The sequence below is a fragment of the Bradyrhizobium sp. B124 genome (assembly GCF_038967635.1).
Classification (GTDB): domain Bacteria; phylum Pseudomonadota; class Alphaproteobacteria; order Rhizobiales; family Xanthobacteraceae; genus Bradyrhizobium.
In genome coordinates this window covers 3,959,006-3,975,513 of record NZ_CP152413.1, presented here as the reverse complement: position 1 = coordinate 3,975,513, position 16,508 = coordinate 3,959,006, and the positions used below count along the sequence as shown (strand labels likewise).

The following is a 16,508-nucleotide window of genomic DNA, read 5'->3' as shown; positions in this document are numbered from 1 at the left end:
CCTCAATGCCAGATCAGGACTGCGCAGGCGGTCGACACCGCGAGCCCGGTCAATACGGGGACCATCGCGGTTCGCACGATCTGGAAGACGGGGACGCGCGCGAAGCCGGCCACTGCGATCAGCGACGACCAGGCCACCAGGGTGCCGCCGCCGGTCCACACCGCACCCATCTGGCCGATCGCGGCGAGCGTTGCGGGCTCCATCCCGACCGACGGTGCCAGCGCACCCGACAGTGAGCCGGTCAGCGGCAAGCCGGCAAAGCCCGAGCCGTCGATGCCGGTGATCATGCCTGATATCAGGATGCCGAACGCGACGAAAAACTCGTTGCCCGGTATCCAGGCTTGCGCGGTCTGGATCAGTTCGAACAGCAGGCTCGGCGCCTGGGCGGCGGGCACCCCGAGGATCGGCGCGGACAGGCTCGGCTCGGCGCCGAGAAAGAAGAAGCCCGCGATCGGCAGCACGGAGCCCATCGCCTTGAATGCGAAGACGAAGCCTTCGGTGACGTGGTCGGCGCTGGTGTCGAGGAATTTGCGCAGGTCGTCGGTGATGAAGGATGCGCAGATCATCAGGATCGCGGCGACGCCGCCGACCAGTGCGGCAGCGTCGCCGCCCTTGAGGTCGTGGCCGATGCCAAGCTTGGCCAGCACCATCACCGCGATGACGCAGAGAAAGGCGAGCGGGGTCGCAACCGCAAAGAATTTCGACCAGCCTTCGCGGCGGGTCGGCACCCCGGCGAGTTCCTTGTCGATCTGCGCCTGGGTCGCGAGCGGCCGCTGGCCGTCGGCGGTGCCGCGTGCGATCTCCGCCTTGTCGAAGCTGCCTTCCTGCTCCAGCCGTGCCAATTCGCCGTTGCTGGACCGCGCCTGCCAGCGCTCCAGCAGCCGCTCATCGGCCTTGGTGATCGACTTGCGGATCGAAAGATAGGCGAGCGTCAACGCGATGCCGCCCGTGATGAGCGACAGCACCAGCGCGCGGTCCGCGACGGTGGCGGCGCTGACCGCGGCGCCGGCCGCCTTGGCGCTGATCCCGGGCGCGACGCCGATCACGTAGTCCGACGACAGCGCCATGCCTTGCCCGGCGATCGCGATCGCAATGGCACCGCCGAGCGGCGACAGGCCGGCCGCAATCGCCGCGGGCAGCAGCACCGCGGAAACCAGCGGCACTGCCGGCGTCGGCCAGAAGAACAGCGAGATCACATAGGTGATGGCGGCAAGCACGAAGTAGGCGGTGTGTCCGCTCTTCATAATGGCGCGGAACGGTTCGACCATGCGAATGTCCGAGCGCAGCACCTTGAGCGCGTTCAGCAGCGCCGTCATCAGCGCGATCACCAGGAAGATGTTGAAGAGCTCCTTGGCGGCGGTGAAGCTCGCGTTGAAGACGCTGGCGAGTGCCGCGACCGGGCTGTGCGTCCAGGCAAGCGCGACCAGGAGTGTCGCGATCACCGACGGCACCACGACGTTCGCGCGCCAGATCATGGTGAGAACGATGACGGCGACGCCGAGCAAATAGACCCAGTGCGCGGCAACGATCGGAGCGTGCTGCATGGTTGTTGCTTCCCCTCTAATGCCGCGAATAATGTATACTGTATTCCGCAATGGCAAGCGCAAATTGCGAGCTGGCAATCCGTGCGTCGCGGAAGGATGGGAGCAGCTCCGACCGCATTTTTGTGCATATGAAGCACAAAATAGCGGCGATTCGAGGCGGTTGGTGTCGGGTGGAATGGAGGGCGTGGAACCCGGCCTTCGGTGTTGACAGGCGCAAAGATAGTATACAGTATACCGAAATCGCCAACCAAAATCGGACCGATGGTCCGTTGTCGGGCGGCCATTTCTTCACGGCACAGGAGCGCCACGATGCAAAAGCTGATGGATCACGTGGAATTTCGAGCGGCCCTCGAAAATGCCATCAAGGGAAAGAGCGCCAACAAGGCTCCGTTCAGCGTCGCCTGGGCGAGCGGCAAGCTCAGCCGCGCGCATCTCGCGCGCTGGGCCGAGAACCACTACCACTATGTCGGTCCGTTCGCCGATTACCTCGGCTACATCTATGCGCGGATGCCGGAGCAGTACCAGGAAGCCAAGGACTTCCTGCTCGCCAATATGTATGAGGAGGAGATCGGGGGCGACCGTCACACCGATCTGCTGATCCGCTTCGCGGAGGCCTGCGGCACGACCGCGGCGCGTATCAAGAACCCTGACAACATGACGCCGACGACGCGCGGGCTGCAGAGCTGGTGCTATGCGGTCGCGATGCGTGAGGACCCGATCGTCGCGGTGGCCGGTCTCGTGGTTGGCCTGGAGTCGCAGGTACCTTCAATTTACCGAAAGCAGACGCCGACCCTGCGCGAGAAGTACAAATTCACCGACGAGGAAGTCGAATTCTTCGACCTTCACATCGTATCGGATGAGATTCACGGCGAGCGCGGCTACCAGATCGTGCTCGAGCACGCCAATACGGTCGAGCTGCAGCAGCGCTGTCTCAAGATCTGCGAGATCGGCGCACAGATGCGGCTGCTCTACACGACCGCGCTGTACCACGACTATGTCGCAAGCGACATTCCGCTGGCGGAGCTTGATCTTGCCAGCGGCGTCTCCGCTGAAGAACGCGTGCTGTTGCAGGCCTGAGCCGCAGGGAGCAGCGGCGCGATGCCCAACGTCATCTTTCACCGCAACGGCGAGACCTTTGTCGGCGAGGTCAAGGAAAACACCAATCTGGTGGTCCGCGCCGGCATCCGCCAGTTTCCCTATCCCAACTTCCTTTACGGCTGCGGGATGGGGAAGTGCGGGAAGTGCGCGTCGCTGATCATCAAGGGCGGCGAGCACTTGCCGGAGCCGAACTGGAAGGAAAAGAAGCGCCTCGGTGCCAGGATCGAGCAGGGATATCGCCTCGCCTGCCAGCTCTGGCTCACGCATGACGTTGAACTGTCGCAGGAGGCAGCCCCGCTGGTCGACGTCGTCGCGCCGGCCGGCGCCGCGGTTGGGAGGACGTGACCGATGTATGTGATACTGACGAGCAAGCCGGGGCAGTTTCGCACCGAGATCACTGACGGCCTGCGGCCGCTCGCGGCCTATGACTACCTGTTCTACGGCATCAGGAAAGCGACGTTCGTGATTGCAGAGCTGGTCGAGGAGACCAAGGTCAAGGTGATCGACGAAGCCTGGTCGCCGCCGATCGTGAACGAGGTGCCCTCGAAATTCCTCGAAAAGTTCGAGACGCCCGAGCGGGCGCTGAACGAACTCGAGCACCTCATCACATTCGGTCACATGGACACCAAGCTGCGCAAGCGCTGAGCGGATGGCGGGATGATCGAAGTCACGTTTCTGACCAACGGCGGGAAAACCGTCACCGCGGCGGAGAACAGCAATCTGCTGCGCGTCTCGCTGCGCGAGCAGGGCGGCATTCCGTTCAAGTGCGGCGGCGGCCTCTGTGGAACCTGCAAATGCCTGATCGAGAAAGGCATCGAGAACACCGATGCGATCAAGCCGAAGGAACGAAAGCACCTCACCGACGCGCAGTTCGCCGCCGGCTATCGGATGGCGTGCCAGACCTTTCTCACCGGCAGCGTGAGCGTGTCGTGGGTGCCGAAGGCCGCGGTGCCGGCGGCTCGACCTGTAGCTGTTGACGGCGAATGAGCGCGGCTTGATGGCATGCAGCCGGCGGTCTAAATACGCAACAGCGGTCATTCGGCCAGGACTCTGGCAGCTCGCTGGACCTCCGGTGTCCATGCATTGAGCGAGGCGCGGCCGGACAGGTCGGTTCATGGCAGGCAAGCTCGGAAGCTCCAAACGTCTCGGCGACGACTACCTCTCCCTCCACGGCAAGGTCATCGAGGAGCTGCGGCAGGCGATCCTGAGCCGGCGGCTGAAGCCGGGCGAGCGGCTGGTCGAGGGCCGCCTCGCCGACGAGCTCGGGGTTTCCCGCAATCCCGTGCGCGAGGCGATCCGCGTGCTGGAGTCGGAGGGGCTCGTCGAGGTGACCGCGCGGCGCGGCGCCTCCGTCATCACGATGAGCGATGAGGAAGCCCGCGAGACGGTCGAAGTGCGCGCGCTGCTCGAGGGACAAAATGCGCGCTTGGCTGCGCGTCGCCGCGAAGAGAGCATCATCAAGCGGATCGCGGCGGTGTTGAAGCAGGGCAACGAGGCGGTCGCGGGGCGGCGCTACGACCTGTTGTCGGATCTCAACCAGCAATTCCACCATGAACTGGCGGAGGCCGGTCGCAACCGCGTGCTCGCCGATCTGCTCAAGCGGCTGCGCGAACGCACGGCGATGCTGTTCTCACCGACCGATCCGGTGCGCCAGGCGCGGACCTGGGATGAGCACGCCGCGATCCTGCGCGCCATCATCGCCGGCGACGAGCGCGCCGCCGCCACGCTTGCCGCCGAGCACGTGATGCGGGCAGGCGCGGATTTTCTCTCCAGCCTCCATGTGCCCGATGAGGAGGCCTCGCTGGAGGCGGCGTCGGCGAAATATGGCCTGCCGTCCGGCTCCCGCGTGGATCAGGCGGTGACCAAGCCGGCGCGCCGGAACCAGCAGCGCGCCGGTACGCGGCGGCGAAAAGCAGAGAGCTGAACGCACCCGTCGCGTTGATGGTTTGTGGCCGCCGATCCCGCGGTCAAAGGTCCGGTGGTACCGCTCCGGATCGTCAGCTAACTTTCTTGACCGTATCTGCCACGCTCGCTACGTCTCTTCCCAATGCTGGGCAGGGGCGCAACCCTGCCGGCCGCGCCGCATGGCCGGGGGAAACCCATGAACAACAACAAGGGTGGCGCGTCGCCGAACGACGTCGCCGAATTTGATTACGTCATCGTCGGCGCTGGGTCGGCCGGCTGCGTGCTCGCCAACCGCCTGAGCGCCGACGGCAGGCACTCGGTGCTGCTGCTCGAGGCCGGGCCGAAGGACACCAACATCTGGATCCATGTCCCGCTCGGCTACGGCAAGCTGTTCAAGGAAAAATCCGTCAACTGGATGTACCAGACCGAGCCTGAGCCCGGCCTGAACGGGCGGCAGGTGTTCCAGCCGCGCGGCAAGGTGCTCGGCGGCTCCAGCTCGATCAACGGCCTGCTCTATGTCCGCGGGCAGCACGAGGACTACGACCGCTGGCGGCAGCGCGGCAATGCCGGCTGGGGTTATGACGACGTGTTGCCCTATTTCAGGAAGGCGGAGGATCAGCAGCGCGGCGGCGACAAATATCACGGCGCTGGCGGTCCGCTGCCGGTGTCGGACTGGCGGCATGCCGATCCGCTGTCGGAAGCTTTCGTGCATGCCGCGGCCGAGGTCGGCATCCCGACCAATCCCGATTTCAACGGCGCGACCCAGGAGGGCGCGGGCTTCTTCCAGACCACGACGCGGCGCGGCCGGCGCGCCTCGACGGCGCGGTCCTATCTGCGGCCGGCGCTGACGCGCGGCAATCTGCATGTCGAGACGTCGGCGCTGGCGCAGCGCATCCTGTTCGACGGCAAGCGCGCGAGCGGCGTCGCGTACAAGCAGAACGGACAGTTGCGCACGGCCAAAGCGCGCAAGGAGGTGCTGGTGTCGAGCGGCGCGTACAACTCGCCGCAATTGCTGCAGCTGTCCGGCGTCGGCCCTGCCGATCTGCTGAGGCAGCATGGCATCGAGGTTCTGCTCGATGCGCCCGGCGTCGGCAACGACCTGCAGGATCACATGCAGGTGCGCATCGTCACGCGCTGCGCCCAGACCGTCACGCTGAACGACGTCATCAACAATCCGGTGCGCCGCGTCATGGCGGGCCTGCGCTACGCGGCGTTGCGCAAGGGGCCGCTGACCATCGCCGCCGGCACCTCGGGGGCGTTCTTCAAGACCAGTCCGCGGCTGGCGTCACCGGACATCCAGATCCACTTCCTGCCGTTCTCGACCGACAAGATGGGCGAGAAGCTGCATGCGTTCTCGGGCTTTACGGCGTCGGTCTGCCAGCTCCGCCCGGAGAGCCGTGGCTCGCTGAAGATCAGGAGCGCGGACCCGGGCGCGCCGCCGGAAATCCGCATCAACTATCTGGCGACCGAGACCGATCGCCGCGCCTTCATCGACGGCATCCGCATCCTGCGCAAGATCCTGGCCGCGCCGGCGCTGAAATCATACTCGGTCGGGGAAGTGGATCCCGGCGCCAAAGTGGTGAGCGACGACGATTTGCTCGATTTCTGCCGCCGCACCGGCAGCACGGTCTATCATCCGACCTCGACCTGCCGGATGGGCAACGATGCGCTCGCGGTCGTCGACCAGCGGCTCAAGGTGCGCGGTGTCGAGGGTCTGCGCGTGGTCGATGCGTCCGTCATGCCGGACCTGATGTCGGGCAATACCAACGCGCCGACGATCATGATCGCGGAGAAGGCGTCGGACATGATTTTGGAGGATGCAAGGTAATATCTCGCGCCGTCATCCTGAGGTGCGAGCGAAGCGAGCCTCGAAGGATGCACGGCCACAGACGGGCCGTCGACCCTTCGAGGGCCGCTGAAGAAGCGGCCACCTCGGGGTGACGGTGAGAGGGCAGTGCCGCGAGGCCTCACCCCCTATACGCGCGCACCCGTGCGACCATCTGCTCGACATGGGCGATCGGCGTCTCCTGCAGGATGCCGTGACCGAGATTGAAGATCAGCCGCCCCTTGCCGAAGTTCTCCAGCACATCGTCGACCGCGCGGTCGAGCGCGGCGCCGCCGGCAATCAGGGCCAGCGGATCGAGATTGCCCTGCACGGCGACGCGGCTTTGCACGCGCTCGCGGATCATCGACGGCTCGGCGGCCCAGTCGATCGAGACGGCATCGACGCCGGTTTGCTCGACATAGGCCGGCAGCATGCCCGCCGCGCCGCGCGGAAAGCCGATGATCCGGGCACCGGGAATCTGCTTGCGTACCCCGGCAACGATGCGCCGGGTCGGCTCGATCGACCAGCGGGCGAACTCGCGTGGCGGCAGCACGCCGGCCCAGGTGTCGAAGATCTGCAGGCAGTCGGCGCCGGCCTTGAGCTGCCCGACAAGGTAGTGGATCGAGTTCTCGACCAGCACGTCGATAATCCCGGCGAAGGCGTCCGGATGGCGATAGGCGAGCATCCGCGCGGGGGCCTGGTCCGGCGTGCTCTGTCCGGCCACCATGTAGGTCGCAACCGTCCATGGCGCACCGCAGAAGCCGATCAGCGTGATCTCGGGCGCAAGCTCGCGCCGGACGCGGCGCAGCGCTTCAAAGACCGGCTCGAGCTTGTCGAAATTGGCCCGGGTGGCCAGCGTCGCGATCTCGCCGGGCGTTGCCAGCGGATCGAGCCGCGGCCCTTCGCCAGCCTCAAAGCGCACCGAACGGCCGAGCGCGTAGGGGATCACCAGGATGTCGGAGAAGATGATGGCGGCGTCGAAGTTGAACCTGCGGATCGGCTGCAGCGTGATCTCGGTGGCGAATTCGGGCGTGAAGCAGAGATCGAGGAAGCCGCCGGCCTTGGCGCGCAGCTCGCGATATTCCGGCAGATAGCGGCCGGCCTGCCGCATCATCCAGAGCGGCGGCACGGCTTGCCGGTGGCCCGACAGGAGGTCGATGAGCGGCTTCTTGGTGGGATCCTGGGGCACGCGAAAGTTCCTGATCACGGTCAAAATTTGGCCCCTGATACACGCTGCGGCGCAATGGGCCAAGGCGATACTCAAGGCGGTTCTGGAACCCCGGTTTGCGGAGGGGCGTTGTCCCCCGGAATGGAGGGACGACATGGCCGAGAAATTCGATCCTGCAGCACATGACAAGCACGCCGAGAAGCCGCACGAGGCACGGGCTGCCGACCGCAAGGCGCGCTCCCGATTGAAGGAGGGGCTGGAGGATACCTTCCCGGCCTCCGATCCGGTCAGCGCCACGCAACCCGCGCCGTCGAAGCACGACGGCAATCGGGACAATTAGCTGTTATATCCCAGCGGTCGCTAACCACGATGCGACATGGGTTCAGCCGTGCGAGGAACGGCTCACTGCGGAGCGGTGGTTCGAAGGGCAACGCGCCCGCGGTGTGGGGCGCGATCGTCGCGGCAGGAATCGCCGTATCGTGATGCGCTGGACCGGCTAGACCGGACCGCCTTCGGGGCGCTGCACCCGGTCAAATTCGAAGGTCACGCCGAGCCGGCGCTCCAGGTGCCAGACCAGAATGCAGTGCCGCCGGATCGGTTCGCTCTCGATCTCGAGATCGAACGCGAACGGAATTGCGGCATCGCCTTCCACGGCCAGCCCCGCGCCGCCGGTCGAGATGTTGAGCACAAGACATCCGACGCTGGTGTTGCGGAAGAAGATCGTTCCGCGCTTCATCAGGACGGTTCGCTGGCTGTCGATCTTGTATCTTTTTATTGTTGTACTCACGCCAGTCTCCTACCCCGATGTGATGCCCGCGCGCGATCGTTCCCCCGAGAACGCCCTAGAGCGGGATGACTTTTCGTCGAAACATCATCGCGCTCTATCTCTTTGTTTTGAGCATGATCGTTTCGGAAAACCGCTACACACTTTTCCGGATCATGCTCTAGTTCACCAGCACCGCGCCGTCGCAGCGGACGCCCAGCACCCAGACGTCGACCTGGCCGAGCCCGATGCCGAGCGTCGAGAGCAGGGACGCCAGCACCTGATCGATCGGGCTCGTCACGCCGTTCAGGATGCTCATGACGAGCGCGCCCAGTCCCGGGATCGGAAGCCCGAGCGGTCCGACATTGATGGTGAGCGAGAGGTCGCCGAGCAGGGTTGATGTGAGCGAGGTGAGGAAGTTGGTGGTCGTCACCGTCTTCTTCGTCCCCGACTGGATGTCGCTGTAGCTGAAGTTGACGTTGGTCGGCGTGGTGTTGCCCATGCCGGCATGGGCGAGGCCGGTGACGGTGATGAGGCCAAGATTGACCAGCAGCGCCGGCGGCGGATTGGGCTTGGTCGTGAAGTTGGTCATGTCGGCAACCGTGACGTTGCCGATCCAGGCGTCGACGATTCCCGGCGTCACGCCGATCGTGACCTGCGAGGTGTTGATGTTCGGATGGCCGCAGGAGACCGCGTTGAGCGTCGCGGTACCCGAGGCGACCTCGACATAGACCGGGAGGTTGATCGCGGAAACGCTGCCGGAGCCGAGCACATTGATGGTCGCCAGGATCCTGGTCTGCGCGGTGTGGACGCTCACGCCCTGGGTGCCCATCGCGATCCAGCTCGAGCCGACCGGACGCTCGCCGATCGTTGCGATCACGGATACGTTGGCGATGCCGGGCAGGCCGAGATTGACCGAGGTTGCGATCTGATGGTTGCCGTTGGCGATCTGCGCCACCGTGTTGATGAGATCGAAGACCGAAACGCTGGCGCCGACCTTCGGTTTCTGTCCCACCGTGAGGTTGGCAAACGGGCCGAGATCGACCAGGGTGCCCGGCGAAATCTTGGTTGAGGAGCCGGTGACGGCCTGGGAGATCGTCGACAGTGCGGTCGTCGCCGCGTTGGCGCCGTTGGTGATCTGCTGTGTGGTCAGCGCGGCCGCCATGATATCGCCGACCTTGAGGTTGCTGCTCAGGAGGTCGCTATAGGTGACGCCGGTCAGGTTGACCCGGGTTGCCAGCGCCGACAGGAAGTCGAGGGCGTCGATCTTGGCGCTGATCAGCGAATTGTAGTCCATCACCGAGAGCGACAGTGTGGTGCCGAGCATCGAGCCGAGCAGCGCATTGATCACGCCGCCATTGACCGAGAGCAGCCGCGAGCCGATCGCGAACGTGGCCATTTCGGTCGATGTCGCGGTGGCGGTCGTCGTGATGTTGAAGCTGCTCGCGCCGGTGATATAGCGCGCGAAGTAGAGCGGGGTCTTGGTCGTCAACGTGACGCGCGCGGCGTTCGGAATGCCGACCGCCGGGGTCACGAAACGAGCCTGCGGCGCGATGGCGCTGCTTGCGGTGTAGGTCCCGGTCTCGACCTTGACCAGCGCGCTGGCCGGATAGTTGTTCTGCGTCACCGTCGCGGAGGCGGCGTTGACCGGATTGCTCAGATTGGCGGCAGCGACGATCGCGGCGAGGTCGGCGGTGCTCTGGGTCTTGCGCCGGTCGGCGAAGATCGTGCCGAGATCGATGGCAAGCCCGGCGCACCCGATCAGGAGCGTCATCAGGCCGGCCGACATCATCGCGAAGTTGCCTCGTTCGTCGGCGCCGAAGCGCCGCATCAGCATGAGGATGCCGCTCATGCTAGAATCCCCCGTACTGGATCGCAGCGGAGCGGACGATGGTGCTCGCCGGAGTGGGGACGAAAGGCAGCTTGTAGATGAAGTTGCCGGCCGCGTTGTAGTTGACCGTCACGACGTAGACGTTGGCGTTCAATGGGGACGGTGCGGCATTGACGGTGAGATTGCTGGCTACGAGCAGCGGATAGGTCGATGCGTTGGCGGTGACGTAGCTCGTCGCGAGGCTGTTGCGTTCGGTGTCGGTCATTCCGGCGATCGACGACCGCGCCGCTTCGGCGGCGAGTTGCTGGACGCCATGCACCATCGCGAGATACGAACCGAATACAATGATGCCGAAAATGAAGGCGAGAAACAGCGGCAGCATCAGCGCAAATTCGACAGCAGAAGCGCCGCTTCGACACCGAAATAACCTGGTCATGGCACACCTCGAAACGCAGTCTAGGGCGCCACGTTGCGAGGCTTTGATTAAGGAAAACTATGAAAACGCTTCCGCGAATCAGTGACGTCAATTCAGCTGAATGGCAGCGTTCGAATTTATTGGGTGGGCGACACGTTATGGGGCGATCAGGATTTTTGATGCCGTGTCCGCAGAAACCCGGGGTCTGATTGTGTTGAGGTGCTGCATGCGGGTGCAGATGCAGTCGTCCGATACCGTAGCATTACGTGGCAATGCACGTAACAATACATAAGGCCTGCAACTACAATAGCATCGCGGCAAATTGAAGCTAAACGAAAGTGCAACCAAATGTTAGTATAGCTGAATCGCATACTATGGAGATCGTAATTGCGTCCCGTGCTGAGATTGGAGGGCTCGCGATGCACAGACCACGTCAGCATTTGAATATTCCGACAGAGATCGTTCGCACCGTCGTTGCGATTGCGGAGACGGGAAGTCTATCGAAGGCCGGCGAGCGTCTCGGCCTCAGTCAGCCGGCGATCAGTTCGCAGGTCAAGCGACTGCAGAGCCTGGTCGGCGGCGCGCTCTTCGTCAGAACGGCGAACGGCACCACGACGACGGAGCTCGGCAAGGTTGCCGTGCAGCAGGCAAGGCGAATCCTCGAAGCGAACGACCAACTGCTTCGGCTCGGCGGCAATCACGAAGGACCGCAGCCGTTGCGGCTCGGAATAAGCACGATGCTCGCCGAGGAATTCCTTAAGCTGCATCCGGCCGACGTACTCGCCGACGTGCTGGTTCACGCCGACATGTCGCCGATCGTCATCAGAGGATTGATCGACGGCTACATCGACATCGCCTTCGTCTACAGCAACCCTTCGCTGGAGAACGAACACGAGGTGACGATCGCCGCCGAGGCCGAAGAGCGCTCGGTTTGGGTACGGTCACGCGATTTTGTTCTGCGGCCGGGCGCCCCGATCCCGATCCTGGCGTGGCCGGGCGACGACTGGATGATCCGGACGCTCACCAAGCACAACATCTCGTACAAGATCGTGTTCAGGAGCCCGAACCACCAGCTGCGACTCGAAGCCGCACGGGCCGGATACGGCCTGACGGCATGCCCAGAGCGGATGATCCCGTCCTCGCTGATCTCGGCGAAGGACTATTATCTGCCGGAGCTTCCGTTGCAGAAGCGCCTGCTGTGTGTTCGGCCGGGCCTCGAGGGAAGCCGCGCGACGGCGATGGTGCAGCGGTTGTCCAGCCTGTTCTTCAGCGGCGCGAAGCCGATGCGTCAGGTGAGCAACATGTAATCCGGCGGCGCCGGACAGGGGCGGCGCCGATCAGTAGTGCGGTGGGCGCTCGTTGGCGGGGCCCGGCGCCTGGCGTTCCGCCTCCTGAAGCCGGTCGCGCAGCTCGGCGAGCTGGCGCGTCAGCGCGTCGATCTGCTTCCATTGTGTCGTGATGGTCTGATTCAGCGTCTCGATGGCTTCGTCCTGGTAGGTCAGGCGGACCTCCAGCGCATCGATCCGTTCGCTCAGCTTGGCCGCGTCATTCATGGACGGCATCCTCGTGCCCACGTTCACGCAGGCCGTGGCCGAGCGCGACCCGTTCGTCGAACACAAAGCAGTCGCCGCGCCAGCGGCTGTCCTGCCGCGGCGTTTCCTCGAGATATTTCAGGATGCCGCCCTTGAGGTGATAGACCTCGCCGAAGCCTTGCGCGAGCAGATAGGCGCTCGCCTTCTCGCAGCGGATGCCGCCGGTGCAGAACATTGCAATCCTGCGGTGCTTCGCGGGATCGAGGTGCCGCGCGGCAAATTCCTTGAATTGTCCGAAGCTCGCGATCTTGGGATCGACCGCGCCTTCGAAACTGCCCATCGCGACCTCGAACGCGTTGCGGGTGTCGAGCACCATGATGTCAGGCGAGGCGATGAGTTCGTTCCAGTCGCCGGCGTCGACATAGGTGCCGACCTGCCGCGTCGGATCGACCGTGGTATCGCCGAGTGTCACGATCTCCTTCTTCAGCCGCACCTTGAGCCGCTGGAACGGCATCTGCGCGGCTTCGGAAAATTTCAGCTCGAGATTGTCGAGGCGGCCGCCGAACAGCGGCCCGTGCCTGAGCTCAGCGACGAAACCATCGATGGCTTCGTCGCTGCCGGCGATGGTGCCGTTGATGCCCTCATGCGCGAGCAGCACGCTGCCCTTGAGATCAAGGTTGGTGCAGAGCGCGCGCAGCGGCTCGCGCAATGCGCGGAAGTCGGGCAGCGCGGCGAACTGGTAGAAGGCGGCGACCTTGAGGGGCATGGCCGGGGTGTTTATCAGGCCCGCCTGAGCGGCGAAACCCCGCAAAGCCATGCATTATCGGGATAATTCCTCTGGCATACCATGCATTGCTCTGCCGGGGACGAATGTGCCATGTACTCCGCATCCCCTTGGCATCCACCCGCCGCAGCAGCATCAGACCATCACGATCAAGCGAGCTCTCCGTCATGAGAAATTTCCACTTCGCCGGCCGTTCCACGGTCCACGCCCAGAACGCGATGGTTGCAACGTCGCATCCGGAAGCGGCGCTGGTGGCCATCGACGTGATGCGCGCGGGCGGCACCGCCGCGGACGCTGCGGTTGCGGCCTGCGCGCTGCTCGGCGTCATCGAGCCGCAATCGACCGGCATCGGCGGCGACTGCTTTGCGCTGATCCAGCCGAAGGGCGAGGGCAAGATCACGGCCTATAATGGCAGCGGCCGGGCGCCGATGGCGGCTACCGCCGAGTGGTATCTCGAACGCAAGATCCATTCGGTGCCGCTGACCTCGGCGCATGCCGTCAGCATTCCCGGCGCGATCGACGCCTGGGCCGTGATCCTCAGGGATCACGGCAAGTTCGGCTTCGACCGGTTGCTGCAGCCCGCGATCAAGGCCGCCGAAGAGGGCTATGTCGTCGCTCCGCGCATCGCCTTCGACTGGAAGAACGGTTTTGAGAAGCTGAAGAACGGCACCAACACCGAGCGCTACCTGCTGCCGCACGGCAAGCCTGCGGTCGCCGGCGACGTGATCCGCCAGCCCGAGCTCGGCAAGACGCTGCGCGCGATCGCGCAAAAGGGCCGCGACGCCTTCTATAGCGGCGAGATCGCCGCCGACATGGTCGACACGCTGCGCGGTATCGGCGGCCTGCATACGCTGGAGGACTTTGCGGCGCACTCGACCGAGACGACCTCGCCGATCGGCACGATGTACAAGGGCTACGACGTCTGGCAGTGCCCGCCGAACGGCCCCGGCATCACCATGCTGGTGATGCTCAACATCCTGTCGCGCTTCGACCTGACCAGGTTCAAGCCGCTCAGCATCGAGCGTTTCCACCTCGAGGCCGAGGCGGCGCGCATCGCCTACATGATGCGCGAGCAGTATATCGGCGATCCCCAGCACGCCCATGTCGACGTCGCCGGGATCCTCTCCAAGGAGTTCGCCGACGAGCACATCAGGAATATCCGGATGGACCGGCTGCTCGAACTGCCGAACGTTGCGCCGCCGATGAATCCCTCGACCGTCTACATCACGGTGGTCGACAAGGACCGCAACGTCTGCTCCTTCATCAACTCGATCGCGCACTCGTTCGGCTCGGCGATCGTCTCCAACAAGACCGGCGTCCTGCTGCAGAACCGCGCCGGCGGCTTCCGCATCCAGCCCGGCCATCCGAACTGCATTGCGCCGGGCAAGCGTCCGCTGCACACCATCATCCCGGCGCTGGCCACCAGGAACGGCCGCGCGGTGATGCCGTATGGCGTCATGGGCGGGCAGTATCAGCCGGTCGGCCAGACCCGCGTGCTGACCAACATGCTCGACTATGGCTGCGACATCCAGGAGGCGATCGACATGCCGCGCGGCCTGCATTACGAGGGCGTCTACCAGCTCGAGGACAGCGTGCCGGCGGAGACCGTCGAAGGCCTGAAGAAGATCGGCCACAAGACCACCAGCGTGGTCGCGCCGCTCGGCGGCGGCCAGGGCATCTGGATCGATTGGGAGAAGGGCACGCTGACCGGCGGCTCCGATCCGCGCAAGGACGGCTGCGCGCTCGGCTACTGATTGTCGCAGGCGGCAGCGCCGGATATGCGTTGAGGAACTAGCTGTTCTCGCAGGGATTGGTGCTGGAAGCCCTTTCCCGCGAGGCCCGCCATCAGCTCCCTCGATCCAGATGATACGGACCAGGCCGATTTGCGCGGCGGCATCTCGCCGTGGTTTGTCGCCGCAACGCCACTGCCGCGTCCCACGCTATCGGAAAATCTCGGCTGCGATGCGCTTGTCGTCGGCGCCGGCATCACCGGCTCGCTGGTCGCCGAGCGCCTGACCCGTCAGGGGCTGGACGTCGTCATTGTTGATCGAGAGCGTCCGGGCCGGGGCAGCACTGTAGCCAGCACGGCGATGTTGTTGTGGGAGATCGACCGCCCGCTTGTCGAACTGACCGCGATGTATGGCTTCGATCGGGCTGCGCGCGCCTATCGCGCTAGCCTCGATGCCGTGACCGGTCTGATCTCGCTGGTTCGTGACCACAACCTGCCCGGAGAGATCAGAAAGAAGCGCTCGCTCTATCTGGCGGCCGGCAGCTCTGCAGCCGAATTGCTTGATGAGCATCGGCTCCGCCGCCGCGCCGGTCTGCCCGGCGAGTTCCTCGATCATGGACAACTGCTCGAGAGCTACCGGATAGCGCGCGCCGGCGCGATCGTCTCGCCCGGCGCGGCGGATGTGGATCCGCTTCAACTTGCCCGCGGGCTGCTCCACCTCGCACTCGCGCGCGGTGCGCGGCAGTTCGATGCGGAGGCCATAGCCTTCGATCCGGCGGGCGAAACGGTGACCGTGGGATTCGAGAATGGTCGCGAAATTGCCGCGAAGGCCGTCGTGCTGGCGACCGGCTATGTGATGCCGGACATCGTTCGGTCTACGATCCAGACCGTGTCCTCGAGCTGGGCGATTGCGACCACGCCGCAGCCGCAGAACATCTGGAAGGACGGCGCGCTGATCTGGGAGAACGCCAGGGATTATCTTTACGCCCGGACGACGCCGGCGGGCCGCATCATCATCGGTGGCGAGGATAGCGATGAGATCATCGCGGCTGATGCCCGCGACCGCTTGATCCCGGAGAAGGCGCGGCGGCTCGTGCAACGTCTCGCCGCGCTCTGGCCGTTCGCCGCAACGGAGATCGAATACCGCTGGGCCGGGACGTTCGACACCACGAGCGATGGCCTGCCGCTGATCGGTCCGGTGCCCGGCGCGAAGCGCGTCTATGCGGCGTATGGCTATGGTGGCAACGGCATCACCTTTTCCTATCTGGCGGCGCAACTGATCGGCGATCTCATCGCAGGCGGCACCTCGCCGTTGCTCGATGATTTCGCGCTGGACCGCGATGGCGGCATGGCCGATCACTGAAAAACGGCTAGGGAATTGCCGCGCGCTGGGCTAGAGACGGCGGTCCTTCACGAGAGGTGCAAGATGCGATCTTCACGACGCACGATCATCACGACTGCATTCGCCGGCCTGGCGGCGGCAGTCTCAACGTCCGTTGCCGGCAGGACGGCAACGGCCCAAACCGCAGGAAAGCCCATGACCACAGCTTCAGGCCTCCAGATCATCGACAGCAAGGTCGGCACCGGCGCCTCGCCGAAGACCGGCCAGACCTGCGTCATGCACTATACCGGCTGGCTCTACGAGAACGGCCAGAAGGGCAAGAAGTTCGACTCCTCCGTCGACCGCAACGAGCCGTTCGAATTTCCGATCGGCCAGGGCCACGTGATCAAGGGCTGGGACGAGGGCGTCGCCACCATGAAGGTCGGCGGCAAGCGCACGCTGATCATCCCGCCGAACCTCGGCTATGGCGCGCGCGGCGCCGGCGGCGTGATCCCGCCGAACGCGACGCTGATGTTCGACGTCGAACTGCTCGGCGTAAAATGACCTGATGGCCGTCAAGTAACCGGCCCATG

Annotated in this window: 18 protein-coding genes; 11 read left to right on the top strand and 7 right to left on the bottom strand. The window is 64.7% G+C overall.

The window, feature by feature from the left end; translation table 11 throughout:
* Nucleotides 1–2: 2 nt before the first annotated feature.
* Nucleotides 3–1,544, bottom strand: a complete 1,542-nt coding sequence (locus AAFG13_RS19120) for a hypothetical protein (RefSeq protein ID WP_342712985.1) — start codon at nt 1,542–1,544, stop codon at nt 3–5.
* Nucleotides 1,545–1,853: 309 nt separating this feature from the next.
* Between AAFG13_RS19120 and AAFG13_RS19115 the strand changes: the two genes are divergently transcribed.
* The 6 genes from AAFG13_RS19115 to AAFG13_RS19090 all read left to right on the top strand — a co-directional run bounded on the left by AAFG13_RS19115 (nt 1,854) and on the right by AAFG13_RS19090 (nt 6,375).
* The gene (locus AAFG13_RS19115; protein ID WP_173641155.1) at nt 1,854–2,621 is read left to right on the top strand and encodes an iron-containing redox enzyme family protein; all 768 of its coding nucleotides are present in this window, start codon (nt 1,854–1,856) and stop codon (nt 2,619–2,621) included.
* 21 nt (nt 2,622–2,642) lie between these two features.
* Nucleotides 2,643–2,987 (top strand): 2Fe-2S iron-sulfur cluster-binding protein, encoded by a 345-nt coding sequence (locus tag AAFG13_RS19110; protein WP_092124472.1) that lies wholly within the window; start codon nt 2,643–2,645, stop codon nt 2,985–2,987.
* Between the two features lie 3 nt (nt 2,988–2,990).
* Complete coding sequence (locus AAFG13_RS19105; RefSeq protein ID WP_212315674.1) at nt 2,991–3,287, top strand: ferredoxin; 297 nt, start codon at nt 2,991–2,993, stop codon at nt 3,285–3,287.
* A gap of 12 nt (nt 3,288–3,299) precedes the next feature.
* Nucleotides 3,300–3,629, top strand: a complete 330-nt coding sequence (locus tag AAFG13_RS19100; protein ID WP_092124474.1) for a 2Fe-2S iron-sulfur cluster-binding protein — start codon at nt 3,300–3,302, stop codon at nt 3,627–3,629.
* Between the two features lie 127 nt (nt 3,630–3,756).
* Nucleotides 3,757–4,566, top strand: a complete 810-nt coding sequence (locus AAFG13_RS19095; protein WP_342712983.1) for a GntR family transcriptional regulator — start codon at nt 3,757–3,759, stop codon at nt 4,564–4,566.
* A 177-nt stretch (nt 4,567–4,743) separates the two neighbouring features.
* Nucleotides 4,744–6,375: a choline dehydrogenase gene (locus tag AAFG13_RS19090; RefSeq protein WP_342712982.1), complete on the top strand. Its 1,632-nt coding sequence runs from the start codon at nt 4,744–4,746 to the stop codon at nt 6,373–6,375.
* A gap of 139 nt (nt 6,376–6,514) precedes the next feature.
* On the opposite strand, the gene hemE is transcribed toward AAFG13_RS19090, so the two are convergent.
* Nucleotides 6,515–7,561: a uroporphyrinogen decarboxylase gene (gene hemE, locus AAFG13_RS19085; protein ID WP_342712981.1), complete on the bottom strand. Its 1,047-nt coding sequence runs from the start codon at nt 7,559–7,561 to the stop codon at nt 6,515–6,517.
* Nucleotides 7,562–7,694: 133 nt separating this feature from the next.
* Between hemE and AAFG13_RS19080 the strand changes: the two genes are divergently transcribed.
* Nucleotides 7,695–7,880 carry a hypothetical protein gene (locus AAFG13_RS19080; protein WP_092124477.1) on the top strand — a complete coding sequence of 62 codons (186 nt, stop codon included), beginning with the start codon at nt 7,695–7,697 and terminating at the stop codon, nt 7,878–7,880.
* 156 nt (nt 7,881–8,036) lie between these two features.
* Here the strand turns inward: AAFG13_RS19080 and AAFG13_RS19075 are convergent, their stop codons facing one another.
* The 3 genes from AAFG13_RS19075 to AAFG13_RS19065 all read right to left on the bottom strand — a co-directional run bounded on the left by AAFG13_RS19075 (nt 8,037) and on the right by AAFG13_RS19065 (nt 10,570).
* Nucleotides 8,037–8,327, bottom strand: a complete 291-nt coding sequence (locus AAFG13_RS19075) for a PilZ domain-containing protein (RefSeq protein WP_342712980.1) — start codon at nt 8,325–8,327, stop codon at nt 8,037–8,039.
* Between the two features lie 157 nt (nt 8,328–8,484).
* A complete protein-coding gene (locus AAFG13_RS19070) occupies nt 8,485–10,155 on the bottom strand; it encodes a pilus assembly protein TadG-related protein (protein ID WP_212315668.1) in 1,671 nt (556 codons plus the stop codon).
* 1 nt (nt 10,156) lies between these two features.
* Nucleotides 10,157–10,570 carry a TadE/TadG family type IV pilus assembly protein gene (locus AAFG13_RS19065; protein WP_212315666.1) on the bottom strand — a complete coding sequence of 138 codons (414 nt, stop codon included), beginning with the start codon at nt 10,568–10,570 and terminating at the stop codon, nt 10,157–10,159.
* Nucleotides 10,571–10,968: 398 nt separating this feature from the next.
* On the opposite strand from AAFG13_RS19065, the gene AAFG13_RS19060 reads away from it, so the two are divergent.
* Nucleotides 10,969–11,856 (top strand): LysR family transcriptional regulator, encoded by an 888-nt coding sequence (locus AAFG13_RS19060; protein WP_249132260.1) that lies wholly within the window; start codon nt 10,969–10,971, stop codon nt 11,854–11,856.
* Between the two features lie 30 nt (nt 11,857–11,886).
* Here the strand turns inward: AAFG13_RS19060 and AAFG13_RS19055 are convergent, their stop codons facing one another.
* Both AAFG13_RS19055 and AAFG13_RS19050 read right to left on the bottom strand, forming a co-directional pair.
* Complete coding sequence (locus AAFG13_RS19055) at nt 11,887–12,102, bottom strand: SlyX family protein (protein ID WP_212315664.1); 216 nt, start codon at nt 12,100–12,102, stop codon at nt 11,887–11,889.
* Nucleotides 12,095–12,847 (bottom strand): rhodanese-related sulfurtransferase, encoded by a 753-nt coding sequence (locus AAFG13_RS19050; protein WP_342712979.1) that lies wholly within the window; start codon nt 12,845–12,847, stop codon nt 12,095–12,097. Before AAFG13_RS19050 ends, AAFG13_RS19055 begins: the two co-directional genes overlap by 8 nt.
* A gap of 185 nt (nt 12,848–13,032) precedes the next feature.
* On the opposite strand from AAFG13_RS19050, the gene ggt reads away from it, so the two are divergent.
* From ggt to AAFG13_RS19035, 3 genes are all read left to right on the top strand, one after another.
* Complete coding sequence (ggt, locus tag AAFG13_RS19045) at nt 13,033–14,619, top strand: gamma-glutamyltransferase (protein WP_342712978.1); 1,587 nt, start codon at nt 13,033–13,035, stop codon at nt 14,617–14,619.
* Nucleotides 14,620–14,748: 129 nt separating this feature from the next.
* On the top strand, nt 14,749–15,957 hold the full coding sequence (locus AAFG13_RS19040; RefSeq protein ID WP_342712977.1) for an FAD-dependent oxidoreductase: 1,209 nt from the start codon (nt 14,749–14,751) through the stop codon (nt 15,955–15,957).
* A 63-nt stretch (nt 15,958–16,020) separates the two neighbouring features.
* Nucleotides 16,021–16,479: an FKBP-type peptidyl-prolyl cis-trans isomerase gene (locus AAFG13_RS19035; RefSeq protein WP_249132263.1), complete on the top strand. Its 459-nt coding sequence runs from the start codon at nt 16,021–16,023 to the stop codon at nt 16,477–16,479.
* Nucleotides 16,480–16,508: the final 29 nt, after the last annotated feature.

Excerpts from the sequence above, each read along its gene's own strand:
- AAFG13_RS19050 (WP_342712979.1), bottom strand. The coding sequence starts at position 12,847 with ATGCCCCTCAAGGTCGCCGCCTTCTACCAGTTCGCCGCGCTGCCCGAC.
- AAFG13_RS19035 (WP_249132263.1), top strand. The coding sequence starts at position 16,021 with ATGCGATCTTCACGACGCACGATCATCACGACTGCATTCGCCGGCCTG.
- AAFG13_RS19110 (WP_092124472.1), top strand. The coding sequence starts at position 2,643 with ATGCCCAACGTCATCTTTCACCGCAACGGCGAGACCTTTGTCGGCGAG.
- AAFG13_RS19115 (WP_173641155.1), top strand. The coding sequence starts at position 1,854 with ATGCAAAAGCTGATGGATCACGTGGAATTTCGAGCGGCCCTCGAAAAT.
- AAFG13_RS19065 (WP_212315666.1), bottom strand. The coding sequence starts at position 10,570 with ATGACCAGGTTATTTCGGTGTCGAAGCGGCGCTTCTGCTGTCGAATTT.
- AAFG13_RS19055 (WP_212315664.1), bottom strand. The coding sequence starts at position 12,102 with ATGAATGACGCGGCCAAGCTGAGCGAACGGATCGATGCGCTGGAGGTC.
- AAFG13_RS19080 (WP_092124477.1), top strand. The coding sequence starts at position 7,695 with ATGGCCGAGAAATTCGATCCTGCAGCACATGACAAGCACGCCGAGAAG.
- AAFG13_RS19095 (WP_342712983.1), top strand. The coding sequence starts at position 3,757 with ATGGCAGGCAAGCTCGGAAGCTCCAAACGTCTCGGCGACGACTACCTC.
- AAFG13_RS19090 (WP_342712982.1), top strand. The coding sequence starts at position 4,744 with ATGAACAACAACAAGGGTGGCGCGTCGCCGAACGACGTCGCCGAATTT.
- ggt (WP_342712978.1), top strand. The coding sequence starts at position 13,033 with ATGAGAAATTTCCACTTCGCCGGCCGTTCCACGGTCCACGCCCAGAAC.
- AAFG13_RS19060 (WP_249132260.1), top strand. The coding sequence starts at position 10,969 with ATGCACAGACCACGTCAGCATTTGAATATTCCGACAGAGATCGTTCGC.
- AAFG13_RS19105 (WP_212315674.1), top strand. The coding sequence starts at position 2,991 with ATGTATGTGATACTGACGAGCAAGCCGGGGCAGTTTCGCACCGAGATC.
- AAFG13_RS19070 (WP_212315668.1), bottom strand. The coding sequence starts at position 10,155 with ATGAGCGGCATCCTCATGCTGATGCGGCGCTTCGGCGCCGACGAACGA.
- AAFG13_RS19120 (WP_342712985.1), bottom strand. The coding sequence starts at position 1,544 with ATGCAGCACGCTCCGATCGTTGCCGCGCACTGGGTCTATTTGCTCGGC.
- AAFG13_RS19100 (WP_092124474.1), top strand. The coding sequence starts at position 3,300 with ATGATCGAAGTCACGTTTCTGACCAACGGCGGGAAAACCGTCACCGCG.